Annotated in this window: 2 protein-coding genes; both read right to left on the bottom strand. The window is 72.4% G+C overall.

Annotation, left to right across the window (positions count from 1 at the left end; genetic code table 11):
* On the bottom strand, window positions 1–4,371 hold a 4,371-nt coding region (locus tag ACZ7IB_RS48470), incomplete at its 3' end, for a type I polyketide synthase (RefSeq protein ID WP_470921721.1).
* A 157-nt stretch (window positions 4,372–4,528) separates the two neighbouring features.
* Window positions 4,529–5,477: acyl carrier protein (locus ACZ7IB_RS48465; RefSeq protein WP_470921719.1), on the bottom strand; the 949-nt coding region annotated here is incomplete at its 5' end.

Below are 5,477 nucleotides of genomic sequence, written 5' to 3'. Positions count from 1 at the left end.
GATGAGGTGTGCGGCGATGAGGGTGGCGAGTCCGCCGGTGCCGCCGGTGATGAGGAGGGTGTCTTCGGGGCCCCAGTCCTCGAAACCGGTGAGGGTGGGGGTGGTTGAGGTGTCGGGGTGGGGTGTGGTGGCTCGTACGAGGCGGGGTACGTAGGTTTCGCCGTTGCGCAGGGCAAGTTCCGGCTCACCACCCGACACCACCGCGGCGGCGAGCTGCCGCGCGGACTTGGGCGTGCCGTCCGAATCGACCAGGACGAAGCAGTCCGGCGTTTCGGCCTGTGCGGCGCGCACCAGACCCCACACCGACGCACCGACGACGTCCACCGGCAGCCCCTCGGGGCCTGCGGCGCCCTGGGTGACCACGGCCAGCCGGGAAGAGACCGGCCGGTCCTCGGCCGACCACTGCTGCAGTGCGGCCAGCACGGTGCCGAGCACTTCGCGCAGTCGCTGCGGCACGTGCTCCGCGTCCGTGACGTCGACCGGCGGGCAGGGGAGAACCAGCACCTGCGGTGCCGGCCCGTCCGGCCCGTCGGTGCGCGTTGCGTCGCCGGCCGGCAGCAGCGTGGCGTACACGGCAGAGTCTGCGGTTTCGTCCTCGGACAGGAGAGCCCAGGGCACCGCGCGTGCCGATGCCGCTTCGCCCGTCTTCGCCGCCGCCTGCCACTCCACCTGGAACAGGGAGTCGCGGTGCGGTGCCGGGGTGGCCGACAGCCCGCCGAGCGCGACCGGACGCAGTATCAGCGCGTCGACGGATGCGACCGGCGCTCCCGTCGCGTCCGACAGACGCAGACTCACCGCGTCGTCGCCGGCCGGGGAGACCCGTACCCGCAGTGCGGCCGCGCCCACGGCTCGCAGGCTCACGCCGCTCCAGCTGAAGGGCAGCCGGATCTGTCCGTCGGAGGTGTCGGAAGAAGTGCCGAACGGGCCGAGGCCCGCGGCGTGCAGGGCCGCGTCCAGCAGCGCCGGGTGCAGTCCGAACCTGGCGGCCTCGGCGCGGGCGTCCTCGGGCAGGGCGATTTCCGCGAACACCTCGTCGCCGTGCTGCCAGGCGGCGCGCAGCCCCTGGAAGGCAGGACCGTAGCCGTAGCCCTGGTCGGCGAGCCGCTCGTACAGGTCCGAGACGTCCAGCGCGGTGGCGCCTTCGGGCGGCCAGACGGCTGATGTGTCGGCGGCCGCGCTCGCATCCCAAGCCGGCTCGGACACGAGGTAGCCGCTGGCGTGCCCCGTCCATGCCGTCTCGGCGCCGTCGGTGTTCTCCGCTCCGGGGGCGGTCAGCGGGCGCGAGTGCACGGCGACCGGTCGCCGTCCGGTCGCGTCCGGCACGCCCACGAACACCTGGAGCTGGACGCCGCCCTTCTCGGGCAGCAACAGCGGTTCGGTCAGGGTGAGTTCGTCGACCCGGCCGCAGCCGACCTGGTCACCGGCGCGTACGGCGAGCTCCACCAGCGCGGTGCCGGGCAGCAGTACCGTGCCGCCGGCCGCGTGGTCCGCCAGCCACGGGTGGGAGTCGAGGCCGATCCGGCCGGTCAGGAGCGCACCGTCCGCGTCGGCCAGCCCCACCACCGCGCCCAGCAGCGGATGGTCGGCGGCGTCGAGCCCGGCCGAGGCCACATCCGCACCGCCCGCGTCCGGTCGTGGCCAGTACGGCCGGCGCTGGAACGGGTAGGTGGGCAGGTCGACCCACGCCGGGGCGTACGGCGTGAACGACGACTCCCAGCCCACGGCCACGCCCTGCACCCAGGCCTCGCCGAGCGAGAGCAGGAAACGGTCCATGCCGCCCTCGTGCCTGCGCAGCGAACCGATGGCAGCGGTGGGCCGCCCAGCCGCCTCGCCGGTCTCCTGGATGCCCATGGACAGCACCGGGTGCGGGCTGGCCTCGACGAAGACGCCGTGGCCGTCGGCGAGCAGGGCCCGGGTGGTCTCCTCGAAGCGCACCGTCTGCCGCAGATTGCGGTACCAGTACGAGGCGTCGAGCTCGCTGGTGTCGATCAGCGACGCGGTCACCGTCGAGTAGAACGGGATGCGCGAGGGGCGGGGCGTGATGTCCGCCAGTACTTCCAGCAACTCCTGCTCGATGGACTCCACATGGGCGGAGTGCGAGGCGTAGTCGACCGGGATCCTGCGCGCCCAGATGTCCTCGGCCTGGAGCTCGGCGAGGAGCTCGTCCAGTGCGTCGGAGTCACCGGAGACGGCGACCGACCCGGCGCCGTTGATCGCGGCGACGGACAGCCGGCCGTCCCAGCGGCGCAGCCGTGCGGCGACCTGCTCGGCGGGGCAGGACACCGACATCATGCCGCCGGGGCCGGTCAGCCGGCGGGCGATGGCCTGGCTGCGCAGCGTCACCACGCGGGCGGCGTCTTCGAGGGAGAGGGCGCCCGCGACGCAGGCCGCGGCGATCTCGCCCTGCGAATGGCCCACCACCGCGGCGGGCTTCACACCGTGGGCGCGCCACAGTTCGGCCAGCGAGACCATCACGGAGAACAGCACCGGCTGGACCACGTCGACGCGTTCGAGGGTGGGCGCGTCAGGTTCGCCCCGCAGTACGGCGAGCAGGTCCCAGTCGACGTAGGGGCTGAAGGCGTCCGCGCAGGCACGTATCCGCTCGGCGAACACCGGTGCCCGGTCCAGCAGTTCCAGGGCCATGCCGGCCCACTGCGAACCCTGACCGGGGAAGACGAACGCGACCTTGGCCCGGCCGGTGGCGGTGCCGCTGGCCAGGTTGTCCGGGGTGTCGCCGTCGGCGGTGCACCGCAGCCCCGCCAGCAGGCTGTCCCGGCCGTCGGCGACCAGCACGGCCCGGTGCTCCAGCGCGGCACGGGTGGTCGCCAGGGAGTACCCGAGGTCCGCGGGGCGCAGTCCGAGGTCGGCCGCGACCCGCTCGGCGAGCCGGTCGGCCTGGGCGCGCAACGCCGCTGCGCTCTTCGCGGTGATGAGGTAGGGCAGCGCGGCCGAGGTGTCCGGCGCGGCCACCGCGGGCGCTTCGGCTTCGGGCGCCTGCTCAATGATGACGTGGGCGTTGGTGCCGCTGAGGCCGAAGGAGGAAACCCCCGCGCGGCGGGGGCGGTCGCGCTGCCACGGCACCGGCTCGGTGAGCAGCTTCACCGAGCCGTCCTCCCAGTCCACCTTGGTGGACGGGGCATCCACGTGCAGGGTCCTGGGCAGTACGCCGTGCCGCAGCGCCATCACCGACTTGATCACCCCGGCCACGCCCGCGGCGGCCTGGGTGTGCCCGATGTTCGACTTGACCGAGCCCAGCCACAGCGGGTTGTCGGCCGGACGCCCCTTGCCGTACGTCGCCATCAGGGCCTGTGCCTCGATGGGATCGCCGAGCACGGTGCCGGTGCCGTGCGCCTCCACGACGTCGACGTCCCCGGTGGACAGGCCGGCGTCGGCCAGGGCCTGGCGGATCACCCGCTGCTGCGAGGGGCCGTTCGGGGCGGTGAGGCCGTTGCTGGCACCGTCCTGGTTCAGCGCGGAGCCGCGCACCACCGCGAGGATGCGGCGGCCGTTGCGGCGCGCGTCGGACAGCTTCTCCAGTACGAGCATGCCGGCGCCCTCGCCCCAGCCCGTACCGGCGGCGGCGTCGGCGAAGGACCGGCAGCGGCCGTCGAGGGCCAGCCCGCGCTGCCGGCTGAACTCCACGAACGTACGGGCCGTGGACATCACGGTGACGCCGCCGGCCAGGGCCAGCGAGCAGGTGCCCTGGCGCAGCGCCTGCACGGCCAGGTGGAGCGCCACCAGCGAGGACGAGCATGCCGTGTCGATCGATACGGCGGGCCCCTCCAGACCGAGGGTGTAGGAGATCCGTCCTGACACGATGCTGCCGTCGGTGCCGGTGACCATGAATCCTTCGGCACCCTCGGGCACCGTGCCCACCCGCACCGGGTAGTCGGTGGCCATGACGCCTGCGTACACCCCGGTCTGGCTGCCCGTCAGGCCGTGTGGATCGATCCCGGCCCGCTCGAACGCCTCCCAGGCGACTTCGAGCAGCAGGCGTTGCTGGGGGTCCGTGGCGGTCGCCTCGTGCGGGCTCATCCCGAAGAACGCCGGGTCGAACTCCGGCGCCCGGTGCAGGAATCCGCCCTGCCCGGTGTAGCTGGTGTGCGGCCGTACGCCGTCCGGGTCGTACACCCCGTCGAGGTCCCAGCCCCGGTTGTCCGGGAACCCGGTGATCGCGTCGGTGCCCGAGTCGACGAGCGACCACAGGTCCTCCGGAGACTCCACCCCTCCCGGGAAGCGGCAACTCATGCCCACGATCGCCACCGGCTCCGCAGCGGCGGCCGTGGCCTCGTCATAGCGCCGGCGCAGCCGCTCGTTCTCCAGCAGCGATTTGCGCAGCGCCTCTGCGATCTTCTGAACAGGTGTATCCACGGTCGTCACTCGCATTCCTCGGTCGCTCGTGTCACGTGAGTCGCTTCGCCCGGACGGTGCTCCGTCCCCTCGTCCGGACAGTGCCCCGTCCCCGTCGACCCCGGTGGAACCGGAGACGACGGGGACGGCAGAACCGGCGGGGCCGGAGCCCGCTCGGTCATTCAGGCTGTTCGGAGTCGCTGCGCTCGAACGCCTCGCGTACGAGGTCGTCGATGTCCATCGCCAGGATCGCGTCGCTCTGGTCGCCGTCGCTCTGGTCGCCTTCGGCCTCGGCATTCCGGTGCGCCGCTTCCGCACTCTGTGCCGGGAGCCCGGACGGGGCCAGCGCCAGCAGTGCGTTCAGCAGGCCGGCTTCCCTGATACGGGCCAGCGGCACCGAGCCGAGCACCCGGCGCAGCGTGTCCTCGTCCTCGTTGTCCTCGTTCCCGTCCGCTGCGGGCACCTGCTGCTGCGCCCGGATCTCCTCGATCTCCGGCAGCAGTTCCTCCAGCAGGTACCTCGCCAGGGTCTGGGGCGTCGGGTAGTCGAAGACCAGCGTGGCGGACAGGCGCTGACCGGTGGTCTTCTTCAGCCTGTTGCGCAGCTCCACCGCGGTGAGCGAGTCGAATCCGGACTCCTGGAACGACCGCGCCGGGTCGAGCGACGAGGCGTCGGCGTACCCGAGCACCGCGGCCACCTCGACGCAGATCATGTCCTCCAGCAGGAGGCGGCGCTCGTCGTCGGCGAGCGGTGCCAGCCGCTGCTCCAGCGAGGAGGGATCAACGGTGGTGGTGTGGGTGGTGGTGTGTGCGGTGGGGCGGGTGGGTGTTGTGGGGTGGAGGGTGTGGAGGAGGTGTTGGGTGGGGTGGTGGGGGTTGAGTTTGATGGGGAGGAGGGTGGGGTGGTTGGTGGTGGTGAGGGCGGTGTCGAAGTGGGTGAGGTTTTGGGTGGTGGTGAGGGGGAGGAGGGGGCCGTTGTTCATGCGGTTGAGGTTGGTTTGGGTGAGGTGTGTGGCCATGCCGTGGTTGGTGTTCCAGAGTCCCCAGGCGAGGGAGTGTGCGGGTTGGTTTTGGGTGTGGCGGTGGGTGGCGAGGGCGTCGAGGAAGGCGTTGGCGGCGGCGTAGTTG

The organism is Streptomyces sp. NPDC037301 (genome assembly GCF_055602785.1).
The sequence above is the reverse complement of the archived record's forward strand: the minus strand, read 5'-3'. Positions and strand labels throughout refer to the sequence as shown.